24 protein-coding genes and 1 tRNA gene are annotated in these 24,298 nt (G+C 46.0%); 15 read left to right on the plus strand and 10 right to left on the minus strand.

The genetic code is table 11. From position 1 onward, the window contains the following. Positions 1-52 precede the first annotated feature (52 nt). Together GK108_RS02745 and GK108_RS02750 are read left to right on the plus strand one after the other, a co-directional pair. Positions 53-1,408, plus strand: a complete 1,356-nt coding sequence (locus GK108_RS02745) for a vanadium-dependent haloperoxidase (protein ID WP_163942366.1) — start codon at positions 53-55, stop codon at positions 1,406-1,408. Positions 1,409-1,490: 82 nt separating this feature from the next. Continuing rightward, the gene (locus GK108_RS02750) at positions 1,491-2,159 is read left to right on the plus strand and encodes a hypothetical protein (RefSeq protein WP_246224641.1); all 669 of its coding nucleotides are present in this window, start codon (positions 1,491-1,493) and stop codon (positions 2,157-2,159) included. Here the strand turns inward: GK108_RS02750 and GK108_RS02755 are convergent. From GK108_RS02755 to GK108_RS02765, 3 genes are read right to left on the minus strand one after another with little or no spacing between them, the layout of a single operon-like run. Beyond that, on the minus strand, positions 2,156-2,764 hold the full coding sequence (locus GK108_RS02755) for a hypothetical protein (protein ID WP_163942368.1): 609 nt from the start codon (positions 2,762-2,764) through the stop codon (positions 2,156-2,158). The two genes, GK108_RS02750 and GK108_RS02755, sit on opposite strands and share 4 nt — an antisense overlap. Beyond that, on the minus strand, positions 2,751-3,245 hold the full coding sequence (locus GK108_RS02760; RefSeq protein ID WP_163942370.1) for an RNA polymerase sigma factor: 495 nt from the start codon (positions 3,243-3,245) through the stop codon (positions 2,751-2,753). Before GK108_RS02760 ends, GK108_RS02755 begins: the two co-directional genes overlap by 14 nt. A gap of 14 nt (positions 3,246-3,259) precedes the next feature. Further along, positions 3,260-4,120 (minus strand): alpha/beta fold hydrolase, encoded by an 861-nt coding sequence (locus tag GK108_RS02765; protein ID WP_163942373.1) that lies wholly within the window; start codon positions 4,118-4,120, stop codon positions 3,260-3,262. 260 nt (positions 4,121-4,380) lie between these two features. On the opposite strand from GK108_RS02765, the gene GK108_RS02770 reads away from it, so the two are divergent. Continuing rightward, positions 4,381-6,426: a glycoside hydrolase family 65 protein gene (locus GK108_RS02770; protein ID WP_163942376.1), complete on the plus strand. Its 2,046-nt coding sequence runs from the start codon at positions 4,381-4,383 to the stop codon at positions 6,424-6,426. Between the two features lie 89 nt (positions 6,427-6,515). Here the strand turns inward: GK108_RS02770 and GK108_RS02775 are convergent, their stop codons facing one another. From GK108_RS02775 to fabD, 3 genes are all read right to left on the minus strand, one after another. Further along, positions 6,516-7,193 carry a TetR/AcrR family transcriptional regulator gene (locus tag GK108_RS02775; protein ID WP_163942379.1) on the minus strand — a complete coding sequence of 226 codons (678 nt, stop codon included), beginning with the start codon at positions 7,191-7,193 and terminating at the stop codon, positions 6,516-6,518. Between the two features lie 387 nt (positions 7,194-7,580). Further along, a tRNA-Gln gene (locus tag GK108_RS02780) sits at positions 7,581-7,651 on the minus strand. Between the two features lie 116 nt (positions 7,652-7,767). Next, positions 7,768-8,643, minus strand: coding sequence for an ACP S-malonyltransferase (fabD, locus tag GK108_RS02785; protein ID WP_163942383.1), 876 nt, complete (start codon positions 8,641-8,643; stop codon positions 7,768-7,770). 415 nt (positions 8,644-9,058) lie between these two features. Between fabD and GK108_RS02790 the strand changes: the two genes are divergently transcribed. The 6 genes from GK108_RS02790 (at position 9,059) to GK108_RS02815 (ending at position 15,013) form a co-directional block, all read left to right on the plus strand. After that, positions 9,059-9,754 (plus strand): succinate dehydrogenase cytochrome b subunit, encoded by a 696-nt coding sequence (locus GK108_RS02790; RefSeq protein ID WP_163942387.1) that lies wholly within the window; start codon positions 9,059-9,061, stop codon positions 9,752-9,754. A 92-nt stretch (positions 9,755-9,846) separates the two neighbouring features. Next, positions 9,847-11,784 carry a fumarate reductase/succinate dehydrogenase flavoprotein subunit gene (locus GK108_RS02795; protein ID WP_163942391.1) on the plus strand — a complete coding sequence of 646 codons (1,938 nt, stop codon included), beginning with the start codon at positions 9,847-9,849 and terminating at the stop codon, positions 11,782-11,784. Positions 11,785-11,872: 88 nt separating this feature from the next. Continuing rightward, positions 11,873-12,625 carry a succinate dehydrogenase/fumarate reductase iron-sulfur subunit gene (locus GK108_RS02800; protein WP_163942395.1) on the plus strand — a complete coding sequence of 251 codons (753 nt, stop codon included), beginning with the start codon at positions 11,873-11,875 and terminating at the stop codon, positions 12,623-12,625. A gap of 215 nt (positions 12,626-12,840) precedes the next feature. Continuing rightward, positions 12,841-14,001: a signal peptidase I gene (gene lepB, locus GK108_RS02805; protein WP_163942400.1), complete on the plus strand. Its 1,161-nt coding sequence runs from the start codon at positions 12,841-12,843 to the stop codon at positions 13,999-14,001. An 8-nt stretch (positions 14,002-14,009) separates the two neighbouring features. Further along, on the plus strand, positions 14,010-14,477 hold the full coding sequence (locus tag GK108_RS02810) for a GNAT family N-acetyltransferase (protein ID WP_163942403.1): 468 nt from the start codon (positions 14,010-14,012) through the stop codon (positions 14,475-14,477). 29 nt (positions 14,478-14,506) lie between these two features. Further along, on the plus strand, positions 14,507-15,013 hold the full coding sequence (locus tag GK108_RS02815; RefSeq protein ID WP_163942406.1) for a hypothetical protein: 507 nt from the start codon (positions 14,507-14,509) through the stop codon (positions 15,011-15,013). A gap of 86 nt (positions 15,014-15,099) precedes the next feature. Here the strand turns inward: GK108_RS02815 and prfA are convergent, their stop codons facing one another. After that, positions 15,100-16,173 (minus strand): peptide chain release factor 1, encoded by a 1,074-nt coding sequence (gene prfA, locus GK108_RS02820; protein ID WP_163942409.1) that lies wholly within the window; start codon positions 16,171-16,173, stop codon positions 15,100-15,102. Positions 16,174-16,389: 216 nt separating this feature from the next. Between prfA and GK108_RS02825 the strand changes: the two genes are divergently transcribed. Next, complete coding sequence (locus GK108_RS02825) at positions 16,390-16,971, plus strand: hypothetical protein (RefSeq protein ID WP_163942412.1); 582 nt, start codon at positions 16,390-16,392, stop codon at positions 16,969-16,971. Positions 16,972-16,981: 10 nt separating this feature from the next. On the opposite strand, the gene mnmH is transcribed toward GK108_RS02825, so the two are convergent. Together mnmH and GK108_RS02835 are read right to left on the minus strand one after the other, a co-directional pair. Beyond that, positions 16,982-18,016 (minus strand): tRNA 2-selenouridine(34) synthase MnmH, encoded by a 1,035-nt coding sequence (mnmH, locus tag GK108_RS02830; RefSeq protein ID WP_163942417.1) that lies wholly within the window; start codon positions 18,014-18,016, stop codon positions 16,982-16,984. A gap of 143 nt (positions 18,017-18,159) precedes the next feature. Then, positions 18,160-18,879, minus strand: a complete 720-nt coding sequence (locus tag GK108_RS02835) for a pyridoxine 5'-phosphate synthase (protein ID WP_163942420.1) — start codon at positions 18,877-18,879, stop codon at positions 18,160-18,162. A 145-nt stretch (positions 18,880-19,024) separates the two neighbouring features. Between GK108_RS02835 and GK108_RS02840 the strand changes: the two genes are divergently transcribed. The 4 genes from GK108_RS02840 to GK108_RS02855 all read left to right on the plus strand — a co-directional run bounded on the left by GK108_RS02840 (position 19,025) and on the right by GK108_RS02855 (position 22,814). Next, positions 19,025-19,474 (plus strand): GatB/YqeY domain-containing protein, encoded by a 450-nt coding sequence (locus tag GK108_RS02840; RefSeq protein ID WP_163942423.1) that lies wholly within the window; start codon positions 19,025-19,027, stop codon positions 19,472-19,474. A 121-nt stretch (positions 19,475-19,595) separates the two neighbouring features. Further along, positions 19,596-20,102 carry a CvpA family protein gene (locus GK108_RS02845; RefSeq protein WP_163942426.1) on the plus strand — a complete coding sequence of 169 codons (507 nt, stop codon included), beginning with the start codon at positions 19,596-19,598 and terminating at the stop codon, positions 20,100-20,102. Positions 20,103-20,188: 86 nt separating this feature from the next. Beyond that, entirely contained in the window at positions 20,189-21,253 is a 1,065-nt protein-coding gene (gene rlmN / locus GK108_RS02850; RefSeq protein ID WP_163942429.1) for a 23S rRNA (adenine(2503)-C(2))-methyltransferase RlmN, read from the plus strand. 139 nt (positions 21,254-21,392) lie between these two features. Continuing rightward, positions 21,393-22,814 (plus strand): inorganic phosphate transporter, encoded by a 1,422-nt coding sequence (locus GK108_RS02855; protein WP_163942432.1) that lies wholly within the window; start codon positions 21,393-21,395, stop codon positions 22,812-22,814. A 54-nt stretch (positions 22,815-22,868) separates the two neighbouring features. Here GK108_RS02855 and GK108_RS02860 read toward each other — a convergent pair whose 3' ends face one another. Beyond that, positions 22,869-23,267 (minus strand): response regulator, encoded by a 399-nt coding sequence (locus tag GK108_RS02860; RefSeq protein ID WP_163942435.1) that lies wholly within the window; start codon positions 23,265-23,267, stop codon positions 22,869-22,871. Positions 23,268-23,424: 157 nt separating this feature from the next. On the opposite strand from GK108_RS02860, the gene GK108_RS02865 reads away from it, so the two are divergent. Next, positions 23,425-24,291 (plus strand): STAS domain-containing protein, encoded by an 867-nt coding sequence (locus GK108_RS02865; protein ID WP_163942439.1) that lies wholly within the window; start codon positions 23,425-23,427, stop codon positions 24,289-24,291. Positions 24,292-24,298: the final 7 nt, after the last annotated feature.

Genomic DNA, 24,298 nt, shown 5'->3' on the forward strand with positions numbered 1-24,298 from the left:
GCCAATTGGGGATAATTCACTAAAGACCCAATTTAACTTGGTATTTGATCGTATGAAAATAATGCTTCGAGCCAGCCTGTTGCTGGCTGGCTTTATGATTTTGATTGCCGGTTGTCAGAAATCTACTTCGCCAGCCGAATACAACGCTAAAACCTCTAATCCTGAATACTATAACTCTGCGCTCAACAAACTGACCGAGGTTGTTATTCACGATATTTTTTCTCCTCCCGTTGCCAGCCGAATTTATAGTTACGCTAATCTGGCTGGTTATGAAGCACTGGTTCCATTCGATTCTCAGTATGAGTCACTGGGTGGAAAGTTAAAGCGATTTGAGGCTAGTCCGAAGCCAGACGCAGGCAAAGAATATTGTTTCCCACTATCTAGTACGCATGCGTTTTTGACGGTTGCCCGTGCGTTGACATTCTCCGTTGAATTCTACGATGAATTCGAAAAGAAATTCTACGAGCAATATAAAAAAGACGGTGTATCAGATGAGGTTTATGAGCGGTCAATGGCCTATGGCGAAGCCGTAGCCAAGCACATTCTCGATTATGCTGCCAAGGATAGCTACAAGCAAACTCGTGGGTTTAAACATACCGTAACGAACGAAGAAGGAAGCTGGGTGCCAACGCCACCGGCTTACATGGATGCGGCAGAGCCACAATGGAACAAGCTACGTTGCTGGGCAATGGATACGTGTAGCCAGTTTATGCCTCCTCGTCCACCGGCCTATAGCTTACAGAAGGGTAGCCCCTATGAAAAAGAACTGGAAGAGGTTTATCAGATCGGTAAGAATCTTGATAAGCAGAAACAGGATATTGCCTATTTCTGGGACGATAATGCGTTCGTGATGAACGTAGCAGGGCACGTTATGTATGCTAGTAAGAAAATGACGCCGGGCGGACACTGGCTGGGCATTGCCCAAACGGTAGCCCGTCAGAAAAAGCTAAACATGATGCAAACCGTTGAAGCGTATGCGCTTACATCGTTTGCCCTGAGTGATGGTTTTATTTCCTGCTGGGATGAAAAATACCGTACCAAGACGGTTCGGCCCGAAACAGTTATCAATAAACACATTGATCCTAAATGGACGCCGTTTTTGCAGACGCCACCCTTTCCAGAGTATCCAAGTGGCCATAGTGTAATCTCAACGGCAGCGGCAACGGTATTGACCCAACTCATTGGCGATAATATTGCCTTCACGGATTCTACGGAATTCCAGTATGGGCATGGTGTTCGATCGTTTAAATCATTTCAAAATGCTGCCGATGAAGCATCAGTCAGCCGGATGTATGGTGGGATTCACTACCGGGCAGCCGTGGAAAATGGGCAGGGAGAAGGCAAACAGGTTGGTGAATGGGTTATCCAAAAAATACGTACCCGGAAATCGGCAGTAGCCAGCCGATAGAGACAATTAAACAGATCGCTAAATAACCGCTCATTGAGGGCGGTTATTTTTTTTGTAACTCGTGTTAAGTTTCTGATGCGCTATGGGAAAACATGTACGAATACTGGCCGTTTGGGTCTTATTGTTTATCTGTTCCTGTGTTTATGGCCAGTCTATAAAAAACGATACGACGAAAAGGCGATTGGATAGGGAGCAATATTATCGGATAAGTCGATCTTCTGAAGACTCAGCCCGATCGATTTTTAATTTCAAGGCAGCCCCTATCTATGTTCGCACAACGCCTTTCTCAATTTATACGGGGGCCGGTAAGCCGCGTGATCGTATTGCTCAAAGCATCGAAATCGGAAAATCATTTAACGTAATCGATTTAGGTATTGCTTTTGGTCGCAATTCGCTACGTCCGGATACAACACTTTTTCTGGAGGGGCGCGTTACAATGGACGTAGCGAATTACGGGATTTTCGCGAATGAGATGACTATTGGAGCTGGTCGGGTTTTTGATAGTCAAGGGAGCTTAATGCTGGAATTAACGTATAGCATTATTGCGCAGGTTGCTCCTCGTCTGGGTATCGGTCTCACAACCGGCTACTATGATTTCAGTAACGAAATCACCGATAGCTCTAAAACATTTTATGGGATTTATCTTCGATTCGGGATAATGAGAACCGATTCGGGGGGCTTGCTGGGAGCAATCGCTCGGGGTAGAGGAAGACCCGTACGAGTAGGACGACCACATAGGCACGGACGCTAATGATTATCGTCTAGTTGCTGTTGAATCGTTTTTAGATTATCGATAATGCTCATCAGCCGGCCATTTTCTTTGCGAAGTGCGCGTTTCCCCAGAACAAAATAGGCAAACAGCATCCACGCTACGTATAGGCTAAGGGCAACTAGCTGGCCTATCAGGGGAAAGTAGCCGAGCATTTCAATGAAATATAAGCCAAAGGCTCCATTCAACAGGACGTAGTAGACCGGTAAATTAATGCGGACCATTTTTTGCCGGAAAGCATAGTACTGCTCCCACTGCGATAAGTGTTCGGTAACTGGTGCGGTTACGTCTATACGTCGCAATCGATTATACACAGTTAGGCTAATAACGCCCTGGATGGCAGGCACTAGTGATAATAAGGCCAGTGCTACGTAGGTAAGTCTTGACTGGAACGTAATAGAGCTAAAAAAGCCCATCCAGAGAATAAAGGCTGACGTAAGAAAGAGGGAGATCGCCGAAAAAAGCTGCGGGCGCTCTAACTTACGCTGATGATCGGCATTGCTTTGTTTTAATAGATCCAGATCGGGCTTGGTAACAGGAACGGCCTGTTGTTGCCAAACTTGTTTAAGTTTATCAAAATCGTCCATAGCGGTGATAAATGTCGGTTAGTTGCTGCTTGATGCGATGAATCTTTAGTCGTAGGTTTCCCTCCGAAATACCGGCAATCTGGGCGATTTCTGGGTAGGGAGTATCTTCCAGAACCAGCGAGATAATAAGGCGGTCAGTTTCCGCGAGTTGGCTGATGCAGGTGTATAGCAGACGTACCTGCTGGTCCAGTTCATTGGTTTCGTCGGTAGTCTGCTGTTCGTGATGGGGCTGAAGTTGATCTGTTGGCTGCGTACGGGCTGTTCGTAAGTGATTGAGGCAGGTGTTTACCGCAATCCGATACAGCCACGTACTCACTAGCGACTCTCCTTTGAATTTGCTTCTATTTTGCCACGCCTTTACAAACGTTTCTTGGGCTAAATCCTGGGCCTGGGCATAGTCGCCAGTGTACCCCAAACAAAGCTTTAACACCTTCGGATAATACGTTTGATAGAGTGTGTTGAAATCAGAATGTACAGTCATAATTCGCGCTGTCATTAATTTGATTCTGACAGGAAGCCATCAATCTGCCGATAAAACCATGCTGGGTCATCGTACATAATGAAGTGCTTTGTGTGTGCTACAGCGATTTTTTTATGAGGTAGTTGTTTGTATTGATCGTTCAGAATTTGCTGTGTTCTAGCTTCGCTGTTAAAATATAAGCTACCCAAGACGAGTGTAGGAGCCTCCATACTCGCGATGTCGTTACGTAGGTCTGTCGTGCTCATTTCAACAATTGTGTAGCCCAGTGTTTTTCGGTCGCTCAAGGCCGACCAATGAGCAATCTGACGGGCTCTGGTGGTATCGCTAACCTGAGAGAGCATCGACTTGGCCATATTGGCTTCATACGTATCGTTGGGTAGATTCACGAAATTCTGAGCAACCATATCAGCATTATACATAGGACTCTTACGTAACGAATCGGCTTTAACGTTTGGATTCATCATCGACGAAATGAAGGGAACACCGTCGATGCAAATAATTTTACCGGCTAAGGCTGGATGTGTACTACTAACCCAAAGGCTCATAAACGCTCCCAGGCTGTGGCCCATTAGTATGGGCTTCTTCAGGTTATGGTTCTTTATATACTGAATAATCTGGTCCCGAACGGTTTGCAATATAGGTTTCTGAATCGGTGCTACGCCCGCATAACCAGGCAACGTTAAGACATGACATTCATAACGATCTTTCAGATGGGCAACCGTCTCATTCCAGACTTCTCCACTGCAGGAATACCCTGGAATCAGGATAATGGGCTGCCCTTTACCCGTCACCGAAACGTTAAAGGAGGTTGGTTGAGCCAGCGATAAACCAACCATAGATACACATAGTAGAGCTGCAAACAAAAAAGTTTTCATGGCAATAAACACGAAGAAATGAGGTGATAAATTGCCGCGTTGGCGCCGTTGCGGTGTTAACAATCATTGGAAACGTGATTGGCTGATTTGTTACACCGAATGGCAAATTTTTTTAAATAAACTTGTAAAAGGCTGTTTATTAGGGTTGTATAATCTAATTAGCCAATTTTGTGATAATTATTTACATCCAGGAGCGTAGGAGTAATACATTGCTTTGTGAAATGGTATTATTTTTAGGGTTTATTTGATTGGAAAAACCTATGACTAGAAATCTATTTCTGTTGAGTTGCTTACTAAGCTGCTTTGTGAGCATCCATAACGCAGACGGACAGACTGACAATTCTGCCTGGCAAATTGTTGGGCAGAATATTAATCCTGCTACTTATTACGGGATCACGGTGGCTAATGGAATGATTGGGCTTGTATCGTCGCCTGAGCCGATGAAAGTAAAGGACGTTGTATTGAATGGGGCTTTCGATACGTATGGGCGAGGTCGTGTATCGAATATTCTGAAAGTGTTCAACTTCGCTAATATGAACCTGGAAGTTGATGGGCAACGTATTGGTGCCAAGGATATTAATGATTATCGCCAGACGCTTGATATGCAGAAAGCAGCTCTGACTACTACGTTTAATTACAAAGATAAAGTCAGTGTAAAGCAAACAATGCTGGCACTACGTCATCTGCCGTTTTCAGAGTTAACAATGGTTGAAATAACGGCCAGGAAGGATTGTGAGATCAGTCCGATGAGCGTTATCGAAACACCGGAAAATCTTAGAGAGGTTAAGAATTTTTATTCTGAAATAGATCGTTCGCACGTAACGATACGGTTACTGACATCAGTTGCAAAAAGCCCAACTGGCAGACATACAGTAGCGGCATCGACCAGTTTCATTTTTGAAGAGCCACACGGGCAGGAACCAGATGTTATTCACGAAGACTGGGATTATAATATGCACCTGGCCAAGTTCAAAAAGCGGCTGAAAGCAGGAGAGACGTATCGGTTTAGTGTAGTAGGTTCCGTGTCGTCTACCGCCCATACGGCTGACCCGCACAATGAAGCTGAGCGACTCACCTTGTTTGCTGCGCTTGAGCGAACAGAACGCTTATTGATGCGCCATAATGCAGAATGGACAAAGCTCTGGCAGAGTGATATTATCATAGATGGTGATCCAGATGCGCAGCGTGCTGTTCGCTCGGCTCTATATCATCTGTACTCGTTTGTTCGCGAAGGTACAGGATATAGCCTATCTCCAATGGGTTTATCAGGGCTAGGCTACAATGGGCATGTGTTTTGGGATACCGAGCTATGGATGTATCCGCCAATTCTGGTATTGAAGCCCGAAATGGCTAAGTCTATTCTGGAATATCGGTTTGAACGAATGCCAATGGCTCGTCAGAATGCTTTTAGTCATGGTTACGCGGGGGTAATGTTTCCCTGGGAGTCCGATGCCGATGGGCAGGAAGCTACTCCTGTCTGGGCGCTAACAGGCCCATTTCAGCATCATATTACAGGTTGTGTTGGCTGGGCCTTCTGGAAATATTTTGAGGTTACAAAAGATAAGGAGTGGCTTCGGACGCGTGGCTACCCTATGTTAAAAGAAGTAGCTGATTTCTGGAGTAGCCGGGTGGAACGAGAAGGCCCTGGTAAATTCCATATCAACAATGTTATTGGGGCCAATGAATGGCAGGAAAATATTGACGATAACGCCTTCACGAATGGTATGGCTAAAACGTCATTATATTATGCCATTCAGGCTGCTCAGGATTTAGGCATTGTTCCTAATCCCGACTGGAAAGTGGTTGCTGACAATATTCCGATTTTAAAATTTCCGGATGGCGTAACGAAAGAAAACCGCACATACGATGGAGTTATGATCAAGCAGGCTGATGTTAACTTATTGTCTTATCCACTTCGGATTGTAAACGACGAAAACGCTGTACGTAAAGATTTGTCTTATTACGAATCCCGTTATTCGCCTGAAGGCCCTGCCATGGGATGGTCTGTATTATCGACACTTCATGCTCGACTGAACGAGCCCGAGAAAGCTTATGATTGGTTTGTTAAGAGCTATAAGCCCAACGAAGTGCCTCCTTTTGGCGTATTGGCTGAAACCGCCGGTGGTACAAATCCCTACTTTGCAACTGGGGCAGGAGGAATGCTACAGGCAGTACTGAATGGATTTGGTGGGATTGATATCAATGAAAAGGGAATCAGTCAGCTAAAAACGAAGCTGCCATCGAAGTGGAAATCGTTAACGATTAAAGGCGTAGGGCCAGATAAAAAGACCATAGTGGTTAAATAAAGTTGGTCCTAAAAAAGCGGCAGGGTATTAAACTCATCATTTGATGAGTTTAATACCCTGCCGCTTTTTTAGGACGAAATATTATAAGATTACCATTGTGCCATCGGTAGATTAGCCGACTGTAGCTCCAGATTAACCTCTTTAGATTGAATGGCCATTTTGTTAAGAGCGATGTAAATCGTCTTAACCGCATTTTCGATACGTTTCCAACCATCTTCGCTACGTAGATCGATGCTGATCATTGTACGGTCGTTCTGAGCCATAATTGTCAAATACGTCATTGCTCCCAGAACAACGGCCGAAATCGCTTGTGTATCGGCCCCTTTCACGAACGAAAGTTGCTCAACAAGGCGTGTCATTTCTTCATCCTGAGCCTTAGCAGTTGTTTCAGCAATTGAATCGTTTTCAATAACCGTTGCTTTTAAGATCTCGCGGGCTGCTTTAAACGTGCGGAAGTAACGGTAGGTCTGAATGACTTGGCGATACCAGATACGAGCCACATCTGACTCCTGCAAAGGACGAATTTGATCAAGGACGGCTGGATTGAATACTGGGAATAATTTCCCCATTTTAACGTAGTACTCCAATAGTCCTTCCATACCGCCAAAATAACGGTAGATAAGTACTTTACTTACGTTAGCCTTTTCTGCTACACGATTGACGCCTACTCCTTCTAAACCTCGCTCAGAAATTACTTCTTCTAACGCTTCAACGATGCGCTGAGTGGTTTTAGCGCGATTACGTCTGACCTTTTCGTCCTTCTCCATGTATCTAAAATGCATTAAAATCCAAAATATTATATCAGTCTGACGAAAATAAAAAGGTATGGTCACATCAAGACCGTATAATCAATAAAAATGTAGTGAAATGAATAGTTTTTAAATACTAATAGAAGTCAAATGTTGAGTATAGATAACAAAACGTAGATAAATTATATACCGCTATTGTCTTTAGTAAAGTTGTTACGCACTGCCGAAAAGAAAAGCTTTTCTACGAGAATTAGTTACTATCTTGGCAATAATAATTATATTTTGTTTATTATACAAATAAAAGTAATATAAATGTGCTCACAGGCAGCGTATTACGTCCTGGCTATGGTACACACGAATGCATACAAAAAAAGCTGCCTAATATACATTAAGCAGCTTTTTTTGTTGCCCGAGAAGGATTCGAACCTCCACAAACAGAACCAAAATCTGTCGTCCTACCCTTAGACGATCGGGCAATTGCGAGTGCAAAGGTAATAGTTCTGATAAGTCAAAAGCAAGTGTATGCCTTAAAAAAATGTTGTTTTTTGTGGTGAAAACTTCTTTCTCGCTGACTATCAGGGTTATTATTTTTTTACACTGCGCCTACCTCAACCGATGGAGCGATCTTTTTGACCAGACCCTGCAGTACTTTACCCGGTCCACACTCAATAAATTGAGTTGCTCCGGCTGCAACCATGTTCTCCACCGACTGTGTCCAGCGTACAGGTGCCGTTAGTTGAGTAATCAGATTTTCCTTAATTGTGTACGGATCTGTTGTTGCCTGAGCATTTACGTTTTGGTAAATAGGGTAACGTGGCTCGGCAAATGTCATTGCTTCAACGGCTTTGGCAAATTCATCGCGCGCTGGCTTCATAAAGGGAGAGTGAAAGGCTCCGCCCACGGCCAGAGGAAGTACTCGTTTCGCTCCCGCTGCTTTAAGTTTCTCCCCAGCGAGCGCAATACCGGCTACGCTGCCTGAAATAACTACCTGACCAGGGCAGTTATAATTGGCTGGTACAACGACCTCTTCGGTGATTTCGGCGCAAATCTGCTCAATAACGTCGTCTGCAACGCCTAAAACGGCTGCCATGGTCGATGGCTCAATCTCGCAGGCTTTTTGCATGGCTGTAGCTCGGATAGAAGCTAGCTTCAGCCCATTTTCAAATGATAGGACGCCGGCAGCTGTCAAAGCCGATAATTCGCCTAGTGAATGTCCGGCTACCATATCGGGTGCGAATGATTCAGTTGTCAGCGCAAGAACAACACCGTGCAGCAACACCGCGGGCTGTGTGTAAATGGTTTGTTTTAATTCTTCATCAGTCCCTTCAAACATGATACGTGTTAAATCATAGCCTACTAATTGATTGGCCTGATCGAAGAGTTGACGAGCTGCTTCAGAATGTTGATAGAGGTCTAGTCCCATACCACGGAACTGTGAGCCCTGCCCTGGAAATACGTATGCTTTCATAAAAATAGAAGCCCTGCCTAGCTGGCAGGACTGTACGTTAAAGCGTATGTTGTATGTATCGAAATAGGTCGCAAAGTAACATGACTTATCACGTTTATTCAAGAAAACGCCATAGGCTCCCTGTAAACAGTTACGAATCAATCGATAGTGTCGAAAGGTATCGCTACGTTAAAAGAATCGGTATGGTTGGCTCTTTTGTCTCATTTTTAGGACGCCGGTGACAAACGATACGGGAATAAAAACTGTTATGAATACAGAGTTCAATTCTAATTTTTATTGGCTCTAGATTAGAGCTAAGTTCGGCGAAAATAGGCTTTATAGTTGTTTGCATCGGGTTTGTGCTTTAGCTTTGGTGCGCCGTTTGAATCGGCTTTTTTTCAATAGTTTACCACTAAATTTTCGTGTCATTTTACATATGGCTTGGGTAATACAAACACTATCCAGCTCCCTCGGTCGCAAGGTTATTATGTCGCTGACGGGACTTTTTCTAAGTAGCTTTCTGATTGTCCACATGGCTGGTAACCTCCAGCTCTTCAAAGGTGATAACGGACGCGCTTTCAATGAGTACACGTACTTCATGACGCACAACCCGCTTATCATTACGATCTCGTACCTGCTGTACACCTCCATTCTCGTACATGCCCTGATGGCCTGGGTCTTAACGCGCCACAATCAGGCATCGCGTCCAGTGAAGTACGCGTACTCAAAACCAGAAGCGAATAGTGCCTGGTCGTCACGTAACATGGGTATTCTGGGTACCATCCTGCTGCTGTTCATCATTATTCACATGCGGACGTTCTGGTTCGAAATGCACTTTGGGGCTGTTCCTATGGCTGAGTACGATGGAAAACAGTACAAAGACCTGTATGTGGTTGTGAAAGAAGCGTTCAGTCAGTGGTGGTACGTGTTGCTGTATGTTATCTGTATGATAGCCATGGGTTATCACTTATCTCATGGTTTTCAGAGTGGTTTTCAAACCCTTGGGATTCGCCATAAGAAGTATACGCCATTAATTGAGTTTATTGGTACATACTTTTTTGCGATCATTGTTCCGGCGATTTTTGCGGCTATGCCGATCTACGTGTTTTTACAGGTTCACCATATAATTTAATGAGTGAATTGTGAACGAGCAAATGAGTGAATATCCTGTTTGCAAACGTTTCGTCACTCATTTGTTCATTCGCTCATTCACAATTAGAAAGAATGAAACTGGAGTCTAAAATTCCCGAAGGCCCTCTCGCCGAAAAATGGGCACGGCAAAAATTTAGCTTAAAGCTGGTTAACCCAGCCAATAAGCGTAAATATGATATTATCGTAGTTGGAACAGGTCTGGCGGGAGCATCGGCTGCTGCGTCGCTGGCTGAGTTAGGCTACAACGTTAAGGCGTTCTGTTTTCAGGATAGCCCCCGGCGTGCGCACTCTATTGCCGCTCAGGGTGGTATCAATGCCGCTAAAAATTACCAGAACGACGGTGATAGCGTATTCCGGCTTTTCTACGATACCATCAAAGGGGGCGATTACCGCGCTCGTGAAGGAAATGTGTATCGGCTGGCTGAAGTTAGCGTTAACATCATCGACCAGTGCGTAGCACAAGGTGTACCTTTTGCCCGTGAATATGGCGGTCTGCTGGCTAACCGTTCGTTCGGTGGTTCGCAGGTGTCACGTACATTCTATGCACGTGGTCAGACAGGGCAGCAATTGCTGTTGGGGGCGTACTCAGCACTAAGCCGCCAGGTATCAACCGGAAAAGTGAAGCTGTACCCACGGACCGAAATGCTGGATCTGGTGGTTGAAGGTGGCAAGGCGCGGGGTATTATTACCCGTAACCTGGTTACTGGAAAAATTGAGTCTCACTCTGGTCATGCGGTGCTGCTTTGTACAGGTGGATACGGTAACGTTTTCTATCTGTCGACAAACGCTATGGGCTCAAATGCTACGGCAGCCTGGCGGGCACACAAAAAAGGAGCCGTATTTGGTAACCCTTGTTTTACCCAAATTCACCCAACCTGTATTCCTGTTTCGGGACACTATCAGTCGAAACTGACGCTGATGTCGGAGTCGCTACGTAACGATGGCCGGGTTTGGGCACCAAAATCTAAAGAAGACGCGCAGAAAATTCAGAAAGGTCAGCTGAGAGCAAACGATCTGTCTGAAGACGCACGCGATTACTTCCTCGAACGTCGTTATCCGTCGTTTGGTAACCTGGTTCCGCGCGACGTAGCGTCACGTAACGCTAAATACGTTTGCGATGAAGGACGTGGGGTTAGTAAAACCGGTTTGGCGGTTTACCTCGACTTTGCGGACGCTATCAAGCGGGATGGCAAAAAAACCATTGAAGCGAAGTACGGTAACCTTTTCGAGATGTACGAAAAAATCACCGGCGAAAATCCATATGAAACGCCGATGATGATTTATCCAGCCGTTCACTACACTATGGGTGGCCTGTGGGTAGATTATAATCTGATGACCTCCATTCCAGGGTTGTATGCGCTGGGCGAAGCAAACTTCTCCGACCACGGTGCCAACCGTCTGGGCGCTTCTGCCCTGATGCAGGGTCTGGCAGATGGATATTTCGTGATTCCTTATACCGTTGGCGATTATCTGGCCAACATCGGCCCTGCCGATAAAATCCCAGTTGATGCGCCTGCTTTCAAGGAAGCCGAAAAGAAAGTGCATGAGCAGATTGATCGGCTCCTGGCTATCAAGGGAGAGCGCCCGGTCGATGATTTGCATAAGGAATTAGGGCACATTATGTGGGAGTATTGCGGTATGGCACGTACTGCCGAAGGCCTGCAGATTGCTCGTGAAAAAATCAAAGCCCTGAAGAAGGAGTTCTGGAGCAACGTAAAAGTGCTGGGCGATTCGCAGGAAATGAACCAGGCGCTTGAGCAGGCTTCGCGTGTGGCCGACTTTATTGAACTGGGAGCGCTGATGGTTGAAGATGCGCTGAACCGGAACGAGTCTTGCGGTGGTCACTTCCGTGAAGAATACCAGACTCCCGACGGCGAAGCCCTTCGCGACGATGCCAACTACGCTTACGTAGCGGCCTGGGAATATCAGGGTGACGATCAGCCTGAACTCCTGAATAAAGAAATGCTGGAGTTCGAGAATGTTAAATTGACCCAGCGGAGTTATAAATAAACTAGTTAGTGAGTTTATGGCTTATGGTTTTCGGCCAGTAGCCTATTCTTCTGAAAACCATAAACTATAAACTAAAAACTCACCAACAATGAAAATCAACCTAAAAGTCTGGAGACAGAAAAATAGCAATACAGAGGGGAAACTGGTTGAATATCATCTGGACAACGTTTCAGAAGATATGTCGTTTCTGGAAATGTTCGACGTATTGAACGATTCTCTTACCCGCAAAGGTGAAGATCCTGTTACGTTCGACCATGACTGTCGGGAAGGTATTTGTGGTACCTGCTCGATGTACATCAACGGGCGCCCTCATGGTCCGCAGACAGGGGCGACAACCTGTCAGCTCCATATGCGTTCGTTCAACGATGGCGATACGATCGTAGTTGAGCCCTGGCGGGCGCGTGCGTTCCCGGTTATCAAGGACCTGATGGTTGATCGGTCTGCGTTCGACCGGATCATTCAGTCGGGTGGATACGTATCAGTCAATACGGGGTCGGCGCGGGATGCCAATGAAATCCTTATTCCACGTACTATTGCCGACGAGGCAATGGATGCGGCTGCCTGTATCGGCTGCGGTGCCTGCGTAGCGGCCTGTAAAAATGCGTCTGCTATGTTGTTTGTTTCGGCTAAAGTTTCGCAACTCGCCATTCTGCCACAAGGTCAGGCTGAGCATAAAGAGCGTGCCGAACGTATGGTTGCGCAGATGGACGCCGAAGGGTTCGGAGCTTGTTCATTTACGGGAGCCTGCTCAGTAGAGTGTCCTAAATCGATTTCACTCGATCACATCGCTCGGATGAATCGCGAATACTTAGGCGCTAAATTGACGTCTGACAACGCGTAATACGTAGTAATAAACACTTCGAAAGCCCGGCTTCGCGCAGAAGCCGGGCTTTCGTTTTTAGGGCTAAACCTGATTTTTGACCAAAAAGTGGTGGAGTTTAGTGCATTTCATTGGCCATGACAACCGTCGGTGTAAAAGACTGATGGCCTTGGGCTTGTTCTAGCTATCTTTTCCTGATCGATAAAAAAGAAATACGCTTCTAACTGCCATCTGTCATGTTCAAAAAAACTACCACTCAATCGGCTAAACGTAAAAAGTCTGCTCTGCGAGAGTGGTCCGATTCCATTGTCTTTGCGGTAATAGCCGCTACGTTGATTCGTTTTTTAACGTTTGAAGCCTTCGCTATTCCAACGCCATCGATGGAGCAGTCGTTGATGGTTGGCGATTATTTATTTGTTAGCAAGCTTCACTACGGTGCGCGCACACCCAAAACGCCGTTACAGGTTCCGCTCACTCATCAGAAAATATGGGGCACGAATATTCCTTCCTATAGTTCAGCTATTCAATTACCTACGTATCGTCTTCCTGGTTTTTCACACGTAAAAAATGGCGACGTAGTGGTATTCAATTATCCACCCCACAAAGACGGTGAACCGGATTATCCGACCGACTTAAAAACCGATTTTATAAAGCGTTGTATCGGTATTCCGGGCGACGTAGTGACTATTAAGCGAGGGGACGTTTATGTGAATAATAAACCATTTCCGGTACCCGTCCAATCGCAGATGAGCTATTTTATCAGGACTACAGAAGTGCTTGATGAGCGATTTTTTCGGAAGTTCAACATTGTCAATGATTTTAATTCGCCCGAAGGACCCTTCATCAACTGGCAGCCATTGGAATCGTATAATGATTCGACCAAAACCGCTACGTTGGTCGGCTACAAAGTCTACGCATCGAAAACCATCATCGATAAGTTTAAGGAGTTTGACTGGGTAAAAGGCATTGAACCACTGCTTGAGCAGCCTGGGCAGGTACAACCAGGTATTTATGGTTCATCAGCCTACAATTGGAATATAGACAATTTTGGCCCGCTTACGGTGCCCAAAAAGGGAATGACGGTTCCCATAAACAAATACACCATTGCCGTGTATGGACCCGTCATTGAGCGATATGAGGGTAACCTAAAGCCAGAAGTGACGCCAGCGGGTATTATAATTAACGGCCAGCCGATTTCTTCTTATACCTTCAAACAGGATTATTATTTTATGATGGGCGACCATCGGCATAATTCAGAAGATTCGCGCATTTGGGGCTTCGTGCCCGAGGATCATATTATTGGTAAAGCCGTCTTTGTCTGGATGTCAATTGATCCCGCTCCTGCCGATATCTGGCACAAAATTCGTTGGAATCATCTGTTTAGCCTGGTTAACTAACGTACTACGTGGCCTACCTAATCACAGAAGCTCTGCCAACAGACCAGCTGCCGAATCATCTACTATTGCTCGGCGATGAAAACCAGCAGCTAATTGATACGTATCTACCAACCTGTCAGGTTTACTTGTTGACCACTAAAGGTCAGAGCATAGGCATTTGTTTGCTGCAACGTAATGAACTTACTGCCGAGATCATGAACGTAGCCATAGAACCAACCTTTCAGGGGCAGGGATTGGGGAAAATGCTAATTAACTACGCAATTAACGTAGCGCGGCAAGAAGGCCTGGAACGACTGGTAATAAAAACGGGTAATTCAGGAATAGCCCAAATTGCGTTGTATCAGCAACTGGGGTTTGATCTGGTGGGAGTGAATTATAACTATTTTCTGGAACACTATTCGCAGGAAATCTGGGAGAACAAAATTCAATGCAAGCATCAGCTTGTTTTTACCCTAAGCCTGGGCGTGGATAACTAATGAGTTGACAAGTAAAAGAGCGGACGGCTATGAACGGTATTATTAGCAACTTGCTATTGATGGGTACCATAGCGGGTTTATTTAGTTGCGAACCTGACCAGTTTAGTGGCGTAGCGGCTGGCGCTAAAGGTCAATACGTAGTGACGGCATACATTGTAGCGGGCGATACGTTATTCTCGGCGCAATCATTGAGTTCTAAACCCGAAATCAACAGGATTGGTGTCGATAATTTTGCAATAGCCATCGAAGCAAGGGCAGCCGATCAGGCAGTACTAATAACTTCTTTTCGACGAAACGGGATTCGGTCTTCTTTCAGCAAAGACGTTAACGTTAAATTGACCAATTCTGATTATCAGTTTTCTTTGGTTGAGAATACAAATAATTCAGTCTACTATGGCCACGTTGGTCGATTTACCCGTTTTTTCTATGAACGTACAGCAGGAGGGAGCCTGTTGATTCCGCTTGCTAACTCTTCGGCAGGTATTAATCCATCCTCGTCTCTGGAGGTTATTATTATAGCGCAGCGAACCGATTAGCGGAAAAGGAATTTTGTCCTGAATGACACAAAAAATAAGGGATACTCTCAGTTGAGCATCCCTTATTTTTTGTGGTTATACCTGTTTTACGCCGTTGCACCTTCTTTCAGACGCTCGGCGTTTTCGGCGATACGTAGCTGTTCGATAAAGTCGCCAATGTCGCCATCCATAACGGCTGGCAGGTTATAAACAGTCAGGCCAATACGGTGATCTGTTACACGACTTTGTGGGTAATTGTAGGTACGGATTTTGTCGGAACGGTCGCCACTGCCAACCATCGTTTTCCGTTGCGAAGCAATCGCTTCATTGTGTTTTTGTAGCTCAATTTCGTAAAGTCGGGAACGTAACACGGTCAGCGCTTTGTCGAAGTTTTTCAATTGCGAACGTTCGTCCTGACACTGTACCACCAGACCCGTTGGAATGTGAGTCAGACGTACCGCCGAATATGTCGTGTTAACCGACTGTCCACCCGCACCCGACGAACAGAACGTATCTTTTCGAATGTCGTTCATATTCAGTTCAACGTCTACCTCTTCCGCTTCGGGCAGCACGGCTACGCTGGCCGCCGACGTATGAATACGTCCCTGGGTTTCCGTGGCTGGCACGCGCTGAACCCGGTGAACACCTGATTCAAACTTGAGCTTGCCATACACATCTTCGCCTTCTATTTCGGTGACAATTTCCTTGTAGCCGCCTGATGTTCCTTCGGTATAATCGACCAGTGACATGCGCCAGCCCATTTTTTCGCAGAAACGCTGATACATCCGGAACAGGTCGCCCGCAAAAATGGCGGCTTCATCGCCACCGGTACCGCCCCGAATTTCCAGAATAACGTTCTTACTGTCGTTCGGGTCTTTCGGAATCAGCATTTCTTTGAGCGTTTCCTCCATCGTTTCCCGACGGGGTAATAACTCATCGAGTTCAGCCTTAGCCATATCCCGGAAATCAGCGTCTTTTTCGGTTGCAATGATTTCCTTGGCATTGTCGATCTCTTCCAGTAGTTGTTTATACGCCTGATATTGCGCAACAATCTTTTCGAGGTCTTTATATTCTTTACTCAGTTTCATGAAGCGTTTCTGATCCGAAACGACCTCGGGCTGCACGATCTGCTGAGCTACTTCGTCGAAGCGTTCGCGAATGGCTTCTAACTGTTCTAACATAGTATTGGGAAGACAATAGATTCTTACTACTGAACGTAAGGCTAACTTGTTTTAGGATGGGGAGAACTACCCGCCAATGCCAGTGCCGAACGTACTGAAAAACAAAATTACAAAAATCCCCGCAGTTGGGCTTTATGTTTGTAGTATGCAACCAAGCTTGCTAGGGCATCGTTATGCTTTCAAATGACGTAACACTACGCTATTAAGTTCCTGTTTATGATACGCTCCAGTTTTTTATATGTCTTGTCAATCACCGTATTAGCTGCCTGCGGTACCGACCGCGTCCAATACACGTCTGAACTAAAACAGGAAATGGCCGATTCGAAGATCAAACGGATTACAGACGTTGATCTGAACGAAACGATTGATGATATAGGCGGTCGGGCTAGCAAAGCTATTCAGCAGGACCTGACAGCCGCTTTAGAAAAAACGACCGATCCGGCTGAGCGAGCAAAACTTTGCCAATTGCAAAGCCTGCCACGGGCTAAAGCTATTGCCGCGCAATATGCGGTCGATATTCGGCTAGTAGGGGCCGGTGATATTCAGAATAAGTCGCTCAGCCAGAAAGAGCGTGAAATTCTGGAGGCATACCTCTATAATGCTAAACAAAAGCTACCTCCTATCTCGAATATTCAGAAAGTGAATGATACGTTGTTTGTCTATAACGTAGCGCTTCCTGCCGATAGTCCAGTTTGTGAAGCTTGTTTTGGCAAGCAGGACGTACCGTTTGCGGTCTGGCGGCTGGCGTTCAGCAAACGTGAAGTCGTTCGACGAATGAATGAGTCGAAAAAGAAATAAGAAATTCGTACTACGTACTACGTTCATTGGCCCAGTCAATCAGGCGCTGGGCTGTCTGCGAAGGACAGTCTTCCTGCATAGCAATTGCGTGTGTGTGCGAACCGTTACGTTGTGAAAGGCCATGCAGGTAGGCTTTGTCGTAGTAGTCGAGCGTTAGGTCAGCCACCGTTACGTAGTCGCGATGGGCTAAAGCGTCCAGCGCATCTTTGGTTATTTTGCCGCCGAGCCGTTTCCGAATGCGTTCGGTTGCTTCGACCAACAGCTGATGATCAATTCCGGCATATTCTGAAACAAGCCGTTTTACTCTGACCGCCTTCGGTAGGTCCACAAAGGCGACTGGAGCCGTTCGCATCTGCTGCCAGAGAGGTAACGGAATAAAGCAGGAGCCAATACTCCGGCTTTCATCCTCAAGCCAGATCCGTCGATTGACATCCAGATGTCGCCATTGAGCGAATAAATCGTTTTCGAACTGCTCGTTCGACGGCTGAGCCAATTGGCCAATAGCGCCATAAGTTGAGCCTTTATGGTTGGCTAGTGCTTCTAAATCAATGACCTGTTCGCCCTGTTGGGCCAGTTCTTTCAGGATATCCGTCTTGCCACTTCCCGTTTTTCCGCCCAGGATCAGTATGTTTCGGGGTTCGGCAAAAGAGGCCAGAACGGCGTTTCGATAGGCTTTGTAGCCGCCAATCAACGTCGAAACTGTCAGGCCTGCCGTATCGAGGAGCCAGGCAAACGATCCGCTACGCATACCCCCCCGCCAGCAGTGAACGAGTACTTCCTTTTGCCGGGCATTCAGCTTTTTGGCTTGTTTAACGAAACCAGAAAGCTTCGGGCCAACAAAATCCAGACCAAGCAGAACGGCCGCATCTTTGCCTGCCTGTTTGTATTTGGTGCCGACCTGAGCTCGTTCGTCATTGTCAAAAAGCGGAATGCTTACTGCGCCGGGGATGTGGGCATGCACAAACTCGCCCGGCGACCGAACATCGATAACGGGGAGCGTTCGTGCTTTCGCCAGAAAATCGTCAACAGAGAGCTGCCTAACCATGTACCGAAACCGAGATTTAATTGATTTATCGGACTGACTTTGATTTTGTAGGGATTTATGCGTTTCAAAGAAACAAAAAAACAAAATCGGGGTGGTTATGATAACGTAACACGACAAAAAGCAAAATCAGATTAACTCCTCATTTAATCCCGATTGAGGCATCGTAAATACATTTGAATGGTATTCTCCAACCCAAAATACAGGGCGTCGCATATAAGTGCGTGACCGATAGATACTTCTTTCAGATAGGGAATCTGTTCGTTGAAATACCGGAGGTTTTCCAGGCTCAGGTCATGCCCGGCATTGAGGTCGAGACCGATTTCGTTAGCGCGTTGGGCAGCACGGACAAAAGGGGCAATGGCCGCTTCCTGATTGTCGGGGTAGTGAGTCGCGTATGGTTCTGTGTAAAGTTCAATTCGATCCGTTCCGACCGCTTTGGCTCCATCGACCATGCGTTCGTCGGCATCAACAAAAATAGATACGCGAATACCATCCGATTTGAACGTATCAACCAGTTTCCGGAGATGGTCGGCGTTACGTATCGTGTCCCAGCCTGCATTTGACGTAATGGCGTCCGGCGCATCGGGAACCAACGTTACCTGATCGGGTTTAACGCGTTTCACTAGCTCAATAAAACGATCGTCGGGATTGCCTTCAATATTGAATTCAGTTGTCACTACGTCTTTCAAATCCAGTACGTCCTGGTAGCGAATATGCCGCTCGTCGGGACGGGGGTGTACCGTGATGCCTTGTGCACCGAACCGTTCGCAGTCGATAGCCACCTGAACCAGGTTAGGATTATTGCCGCCACGTGCATTTCGGATGGTAGCAATTTTGTTAATATTTACGCTTAAGCGAGTCATCTTTTTTTGAAGAGCGAATGAGTGAAAGAGCGAATAAGTGAATTGGCTCTTTAGGTTTTGTAACTTTGCAGAAAGAATGAAGGTTCAGAATGGATACCGGGTTTATTCAGTCAATCGATCATTCACTCATTCAATCATTAAAACAATGTCTCTGAAACAACAAATTGACGCCGATATTAAACAGGCTATGCTGGCCAAAGAGCAGGATAAACTGCGGGCCTTACGGGCAATTAAATCCATGATTTTGCTCGAAGAAACCAAAGAAGGTGGCTCCGGCGAGCTGAAATCCGAAGACGAAACCCGTATTCTGACCAAAGCGGTTAAACAGCGCAAGGATTCGGCCGATATTTACCGGCAACAAAATCGTGCTGATCTGCTGGCTACTGAAGAAGCCGAAATAGCGGTTATTGAACAATATCTGCCTAAACAACTGTCGGAAGAGGAACTGAAGGAAAAGTTACAGGCCATTATTACCCGCGTTGGTGCATCGGCCCCGTCGGATATGGGTAAAGTGATGGGTGTTGCCACGAAAGAACTCGCCGGGCAAACCGATGGGAAAGCCATTTCGGCAGCGGTAAAACAACTACTACAATAATAAAATGATCGAATGAGTGACTGATCGGATGATTAAATAGATGACTTACTCGTTGTCTATTCGATCAGTCACTCATTCGATCAGTCACTCATTTAAGCATTTGAGCAGCCTCGATCTATTCATGCTAATAGCCCTTGCCTGGGGCGCTTTTAACGGGTATCGCAAAGGTCTCCTGGTCGAAATCGTTGCGATAATTGCGTTTGTTGTAGCAATGATTGTGGGGTTCAAGTTTCTGGCTTTCGGGATAGAATTACTTAGCCCATACATCAGCCGGGAACTAGCGCGTAAACTGCTGCCCTGGCTTGGGTTCTCCATCATTTTTTTTCCTACCGTGTTCATGATCAATCAGATGGGCTTTGCGCTACGTCGATCCTTGAAATATACATTACTGGGAACTTTCGATAGTGTGGCCGGAGCCATTGTTGGTCTTTTTACCTGGGTGTTTGGAATTAGTGTTATCCTTTGGTTGTTCAGCTATATGGGTGTTAAAATGCCGCCTAGCCAGACCCAAAACGCATTCCTATACCCATACATACGGCCCATCGCTCCACAGGTGATGGATAAAGCTGCCGTTTGGGTGCCAAAAGGATTAGAAGCCGGGAAGAAATGGCGGGCAGAAAATAATTAGTGAATGATTGAGTGATAGAATGATTGAATCGCTTACTCGTGCTTTTTATTCAATTATTCTATCATTCATTCAGTCAATCAGTATCAATGGAAAAACAGGATATCCGCAAATACTCCGCTGTTCAGCTCAAAGACTGGCTGGGACAGCATGGCGAACAGGGTTTTCGGGCCAAACAGATTCATGAGTGGCTATGGAAAAAATCAGCTCTGTCGTTTGAGCAGATGACCAATCTGTCGTTGTCAACGCGGGAACTATTAAACGCACATTTTGAGATTCGCCCACTGACCGTCGATCAGCAGCAACGTAGTAACGATGGTACGATCAAATCGTCGTTTCGGTTGTTTGACGGTAATCTGGTTGAAGGCGTACTAATTCCGGCGCTACGTAACGATGACCGTGGCGACGGACCATCCGACCGGATGACGGCCTGCGTGTCGAGTCAGGTAGGTTGTTCGCTGACCTGTAAGTTCTGTGCAACGGGCTATATGGACCGGAAACGAAATCTGGATGCCGCTGAAATCTACGATCAGGTTGTTGCGATCGATCGGCAGGCGAAGGAAAATTACAACGTACCGCTTTCCAATATTGTCTATATGGGCATGGGCGAGCCATTACTCAACTACAAGAACGTACTGGAATCGGTTGATCGCATTACGTCGCCCGATGGTTTAGGAATGTCGCCAAAGCGTATAACCGTTTCTACGGCCGGTATTGCCAAAATGATACGTCAGCTGGGCGACGACTCGGTGAAATTCAATCTGGCACTTTCTTTACACGCAGCGAACGATCAGAAGCGCGATCAGATCATGCCGATCAACGAAAGTAATACGTTGCAGGCGCTGGGCGATGCGTTAGGCTATTTTTATAAGAAGACGGGCACTCGTATTACGTTTGAGTACATTCTGTTCTATAACTTCAACGATACGTTGCAGGATGCACAGGAACTCTGGAAGTTTACAAAGCGGGTTCCGGCTAAAATCAACATCATTGAATACAATCCTATTGCGGAGGCTACGTTTAAAAATACCGATCCGCAAACGCTAGATAAATTCGCTGGTTTTCTGGATAGCAAAGGTGTTACGGTGAACGTTCGGCGGAGCCGGGGGAAAGATATTGATGCTGCCTGCGGACAATTAGCGGGTAAAAAGTAAGTAGCAACAGGTTTTCTAACTATTTGCTGACCTCTACTTAACAATTTGGTAATATGCCTATGGTTTGTTTGCACTACTTTTGTGGCAATCATTGGCTTACACAAGTATTGTTAGCCTACTCACAGAAGATCACCCACCTATGTTTGGATTAGAAACGGATGTTTTTATCCTCCTCTTTATCAGCTTATTCGCTGCTTGTGCTTTCGAATTTGTTAATGGTTTTCATGACACCGCCAACGCTGTAGCTACTGTTATCTACACCAACTCCTTAAAACCGACTGTGGCTGTTGTCTGGTCGGGGATATGCAATTTTACGGGCGTTTTGCTCGGCGGTATTGGCGTGGCGATGGGAATCGTGAATTTGCTTCCTGTCGAGTTGCTGGTCGATCAGAACGTTTACCATAGTGTGGCTATGGTTTTGGCGTTGCTCCTGAGTGCTATCATCTGGAATCTGGGAACCTGGTATTTTGGGTTGCCCAGTTCAAGCTCTCATACGCTGATTGGTTCTATTCTGGGCGTTGGTCTTGCCTTCTCAACCATGCCTGAGAACAAGGCTGGATCTGCCGTTAACTGGGACAAAGCGGGCGAAACAGGGCAGGCGCTGTTATTGTCGCCTTTGCTCGGCTTTAGCCTGGCTATTGTGCTGATGTTTATGCTACGTCGGTTGGTACCTGCCGAAACGAAAGATCAATTATTTAAGGAGCCCAAGAAAAATTCGGCACCGCCTTCCTGGATTCGGGGAATATTGATCGTAACCTGTTCGCTGGTTAGCTTTTTCCACGGTAGTAACGATGGACAAAAAGGCGTGGGGTTGGTTATGTTAATCCTGATCGGAATTGTACCGTTTCAGTTTGCGGTAAAATCAGATATTGATCCACGGTCGATGCAGTCTAATATTGTCGGGATCGAACAAACCATTGCCGCTTTAGATTCGAACCAACTGTCTCCCGCCAACCGGGATCGGCTGGCGCGGACTCGTACTGAACTGGCTGAACTGAAATCGATGATTAGCGCCCCGCTAGTCGATAATAAAATCCCTAATGAAGAACGCATCAATGTTCGGCGCGATTTGTTGCTCATCAACAGCAACATGAATAAAATTGCCGAAGACGAAGGGGCTAATCTAAGTTCTAACCAGTTGGCTGTTCTGAAGAAAAGCCTGAATGAAGAAACGGGTCTCCGTCGCTATACGGATTATGCCCCGTTGTGGGTTATTCTGATGATTGCTCTCTCGCTGGGGCTTGGTACAATGATTGGCTGGCGTCGGATTGTGGTAACGGTTGGTGAAAAAATCGGGAAGCAGCACCTGACTTACGCGCAGGGAGCATCGGCAGAATTGGTGGCAGCGAGTATGATCGGTCTGGCTTCAGCCCTGAAATTACCTGTTAGTACAACGCACGTTCTTTCCTCGGGTATTGCCGGAAGCATGGTTGCCAGCAAGGGGGTTAAAAACCTTCAGGCCGATACTGTTCGAAATATTGCCCTGGCCTGGGTGCTGACGCTGCCTGTCTCCTTGTTGTTATCGTTTACGCTCTATATATTCTTCCGCTGGATCTTATAAAGACCAGCTGCTCAATACGCAAAAGCCCTGTTCTGCAGGGCTTTTTTTGTGGTATTAGGAGAAGTAACCCGCCAGACACAGTTCATCCGCGAAGTTGCGCCAGTCCTGGAAACTTTTGGGTTTGGTCGTAACCTGATAAACATTCAGTTCCTGCGCTTTGGCAACAATATCAGCTCGTAAATCCTGACTGAATAAGATCATTTTTAAAGCCTGAGCGCTTGGATGCTTTTGTAGCCACTGGATGATCTGTAACCCATCGGTATCAGGCAAATAATAATCGACGACCACAAGATTGGGAAGAAGATCCGACTGGTCGATAGCTGCCCGTAAATCTGCGTCATTCGTAAAGCTTACTAATTGGCAGGTTAACCGCTCTAACCGAAAAGCACGGGTGATGATCTCAATAAGCTGAGTATCATCATCGATAAGCCAGATAGACGCATTTCGTTGCATAACACAGGTAAAAGAAAGCGGAGTTGCAATAAAACCTGTTTGTCAATTCTTGTATTAGTGTTCAACCTGATAATAGATAAAACGGTTCAGGAATCTTGTTTAACCCGTTTGTTTAATGATAAGTACTACATTTGTTTACTTTATCATATAAAATAGGATGGCTTATAGCATAGCGCAGTTATTGACGAGTAACAAGACCCGGTTATTCGATATGTGGATACAAAAGCAATTGGCAAGTGAAAGTCTTCGGGAAGATTTAATGACCGATGATGAGTTACGGGCTCAATCGCAGGAATTGGTCGATACATTGACTAGCGTGATTACGGCTGACAATATCAGCCATGTTGAGTCAACGGATTTTGATGAAGTGTTCGAAGTCCTCTCGGCTATTTCTATGTCGCGGGCCCGACAAGGATTCTCGCCCCGCGAAACAGGGTTGTATATATTCAGTCTGAAAGAAGCCATTTTCGATTTGCTTCAGGAAAATCTGGCTGATGATCCAGCAACGCTATTAGCCGAGAGCATGAAAATAAACCGACTGATGGATAGTTTCGGAATCATTACGTTCGAAACGTTTATTAAAGGCCGTGAGGACGTTATTCTTCGCCAAACAGAAGAAATTGCTGACATCTCGACACCGGTTATTCAGGTGTGGGATGGTATTCTGGCCTTGCCAATTATCGGTACGCTGGATAGTTCACGAACGCAGGTCGTTATGGAAAGTCTGCTCCAGAAAATTGTTGATACGGGTAGCGGTATTGCTATTCTGGATATATCAGGCGTGCCAGCGGTTGATTCATTAGTTGCCCAGCATCTGATCAAAACAGTGAGTGCTACGCGGCTTATGGGTGCCGACTGTATTATCAGCGGTATTCGACCCGAAATTGCCCAGACAGTGGTTCATCTGGGTATCGATTTATCGAACATCATTACGAAAGCTACGCTAGCCAGTGCGCTGAAGCATGCCTTTAGCATGAATCGGCTGGTCGTTAAACGTAGTGAAGCGGAGAAGAAGGTATTGTAGACTAATC

It is taken from the genome of Spirosoma terrae (assembly GCF_010435915.1).
Taxonomy (GTDB): domain Bacteria; phylum Bacteroidota; class Bacteroidia; order Cytophagales; family Spirosomataceae; genus Spirosoma; species Spirosoma terrae.

Coding starts and splice junctions, on each gene's coding strand:
- lepB (WP_163942400.1), top strand. CDS start 12,841: ATGTTCAAAAAAACTACCACTCAATCGGCTAAACGTAAAAAGTCTGCT.
- GK108_RS02770 (WP_163942376.1), top strand. CDS start 4,381: ATGACTAGAAATCTATTTCTGTTGAGTTGCTTACTAAGCTGCTTTGTG.
- GK108_RS02750 (WP_246224641.1), top strand. CDS start 1,491: ATGGGAAAACATGTACGAATACTGGCCGTTTGGGTCTTATTGTTTATC.
- GK108_RS02845 (WP_163942426.1), top strand. CDS start 19,596: ATGCTAATAGCCCTTGCCTGGGGCGCTTTTAACGGGTATCGCAAAGGT.
- GK108_RS02825 (WP_163942412.1), top strand. CDS start 16,390: ATGATACGCTCCAGTTTTTTATATGTCTTGTCAATCACCGTATTAGCT.
- GK108_RS02765 (WP_163942373.1), bottom strand. CDS start 4,120: ATGAAAACTTTTTTGTTTGCAGCTCTACTATGTGTATCTATGGTTGGT.
- GK108_RS02835 (WP_163942420.1), bottom strand. CDS start 18,879: ATGACTCGCTTAAGCGTAAATATTAACAAAATTGCTACCATCCGAAAT.
- GK108_RS02755 (WP_163942368.1), bottom strand. CDS start 2,764: ATGGACGATTTTGATAAACTTAAACAAGTTTGGCAACAACAGGCCGTT.
- fabD (WP_163942383.1), bottom strand. CDS start 8,643: ATGAAAGCATACGTATTTCCAGGGCAGGGCTCACAGTTCCGTGGTATG.
- rlmN (WP_163942429.1), top strand. CDS start 20,189: ATGGAAAAACAGGATATCCGCAAATACTCCGCTGTTCAGCTCAAAGAC.
- GK108_RS02760 (WP_163942370.1), bottom strand. CDS start 3,245: ATGACTGTACATTCTGATTTCAACACACTCTATCAAACGTATTATCCG.
- GK108_RS02865 (WP_163942439.1), top strand. CDS start 23,425: ATGGCTTATAGCATAGCGCAGTTATTGACGAGTAACAAGACCCGGTTA.
- GK108_RS02745 (WP_163942366.1), top strand. CDS start 53: ATGAAAATAATGCTTCGAGCCAGCCTGTTGCTGGCTGGCTTTATGATT.
- GK108_RS02800 (WP_163942395.1), top strand. CDS start 11,873: ATGAAAATCAACCTAAAAGTCTGGAGACAGAAAAATAGCAATACAGAG.
- GK108_RS02790 (WP_163942387.1), top strand. CDS start 9,059: ATGGCTTGGGTAATACAAACACTATCCAGCTCCCTCGGTCGCAAGGTT.
- prfA (WP_163942409.1), bottom strand. CDS start 16,173: ATGTTAGAACAGTTAGAAGCCATTCGCGAACGCTTCGACGAAGTAGCT.
- GK108_RS02855 (WP_163942432.1), top strand. CDS start 21,393: ATGTTTGGATTAGAAACGGATGTTTTTATCCTCCTCTTTATCAGCTTA.
- GK108_RS02775 (WP_163942379.1), bottom strand. CDS start 7,193: ATGGAGAAGGACGAAAAGGTCAGACGTAATCGCGCTAAAACCACTCAG.
- GK108_RS02795 (WP_163942391.1), top strand. CDS start 9,847: ATGAAACTGGAGTCTAAAATTCCCGAAGGCCCTCTCGCCGAAAAATGG.
- GK108_RS02815 (WP_163942406.1), top strand. CDS start 14,507: ATGAACGGTATTATTAGCAACTTGCTATTGATGGGTACCATAGCGGGT.
- GK108_RS02860 (WP_163942435.1), bottom strand. CDS start 23,267: ATGCAACGAAATGCGTCTATCTGGCTTATCGATGATGATACTCAGCTT.
- mnmH (WP_163942417.1), bottom strand. CDS start 18,016: ATGGTTAGGCAGCTCTCTGTTGACGATTTTCTGGCGAAAGCACGAACG.
- GK108_RS02840 (WP_163942423.1), top strand. CDS start 19,025: ATGTCTCTGAAACAACAAATTGACGCCGATATTAAACAGGCTATGCTG.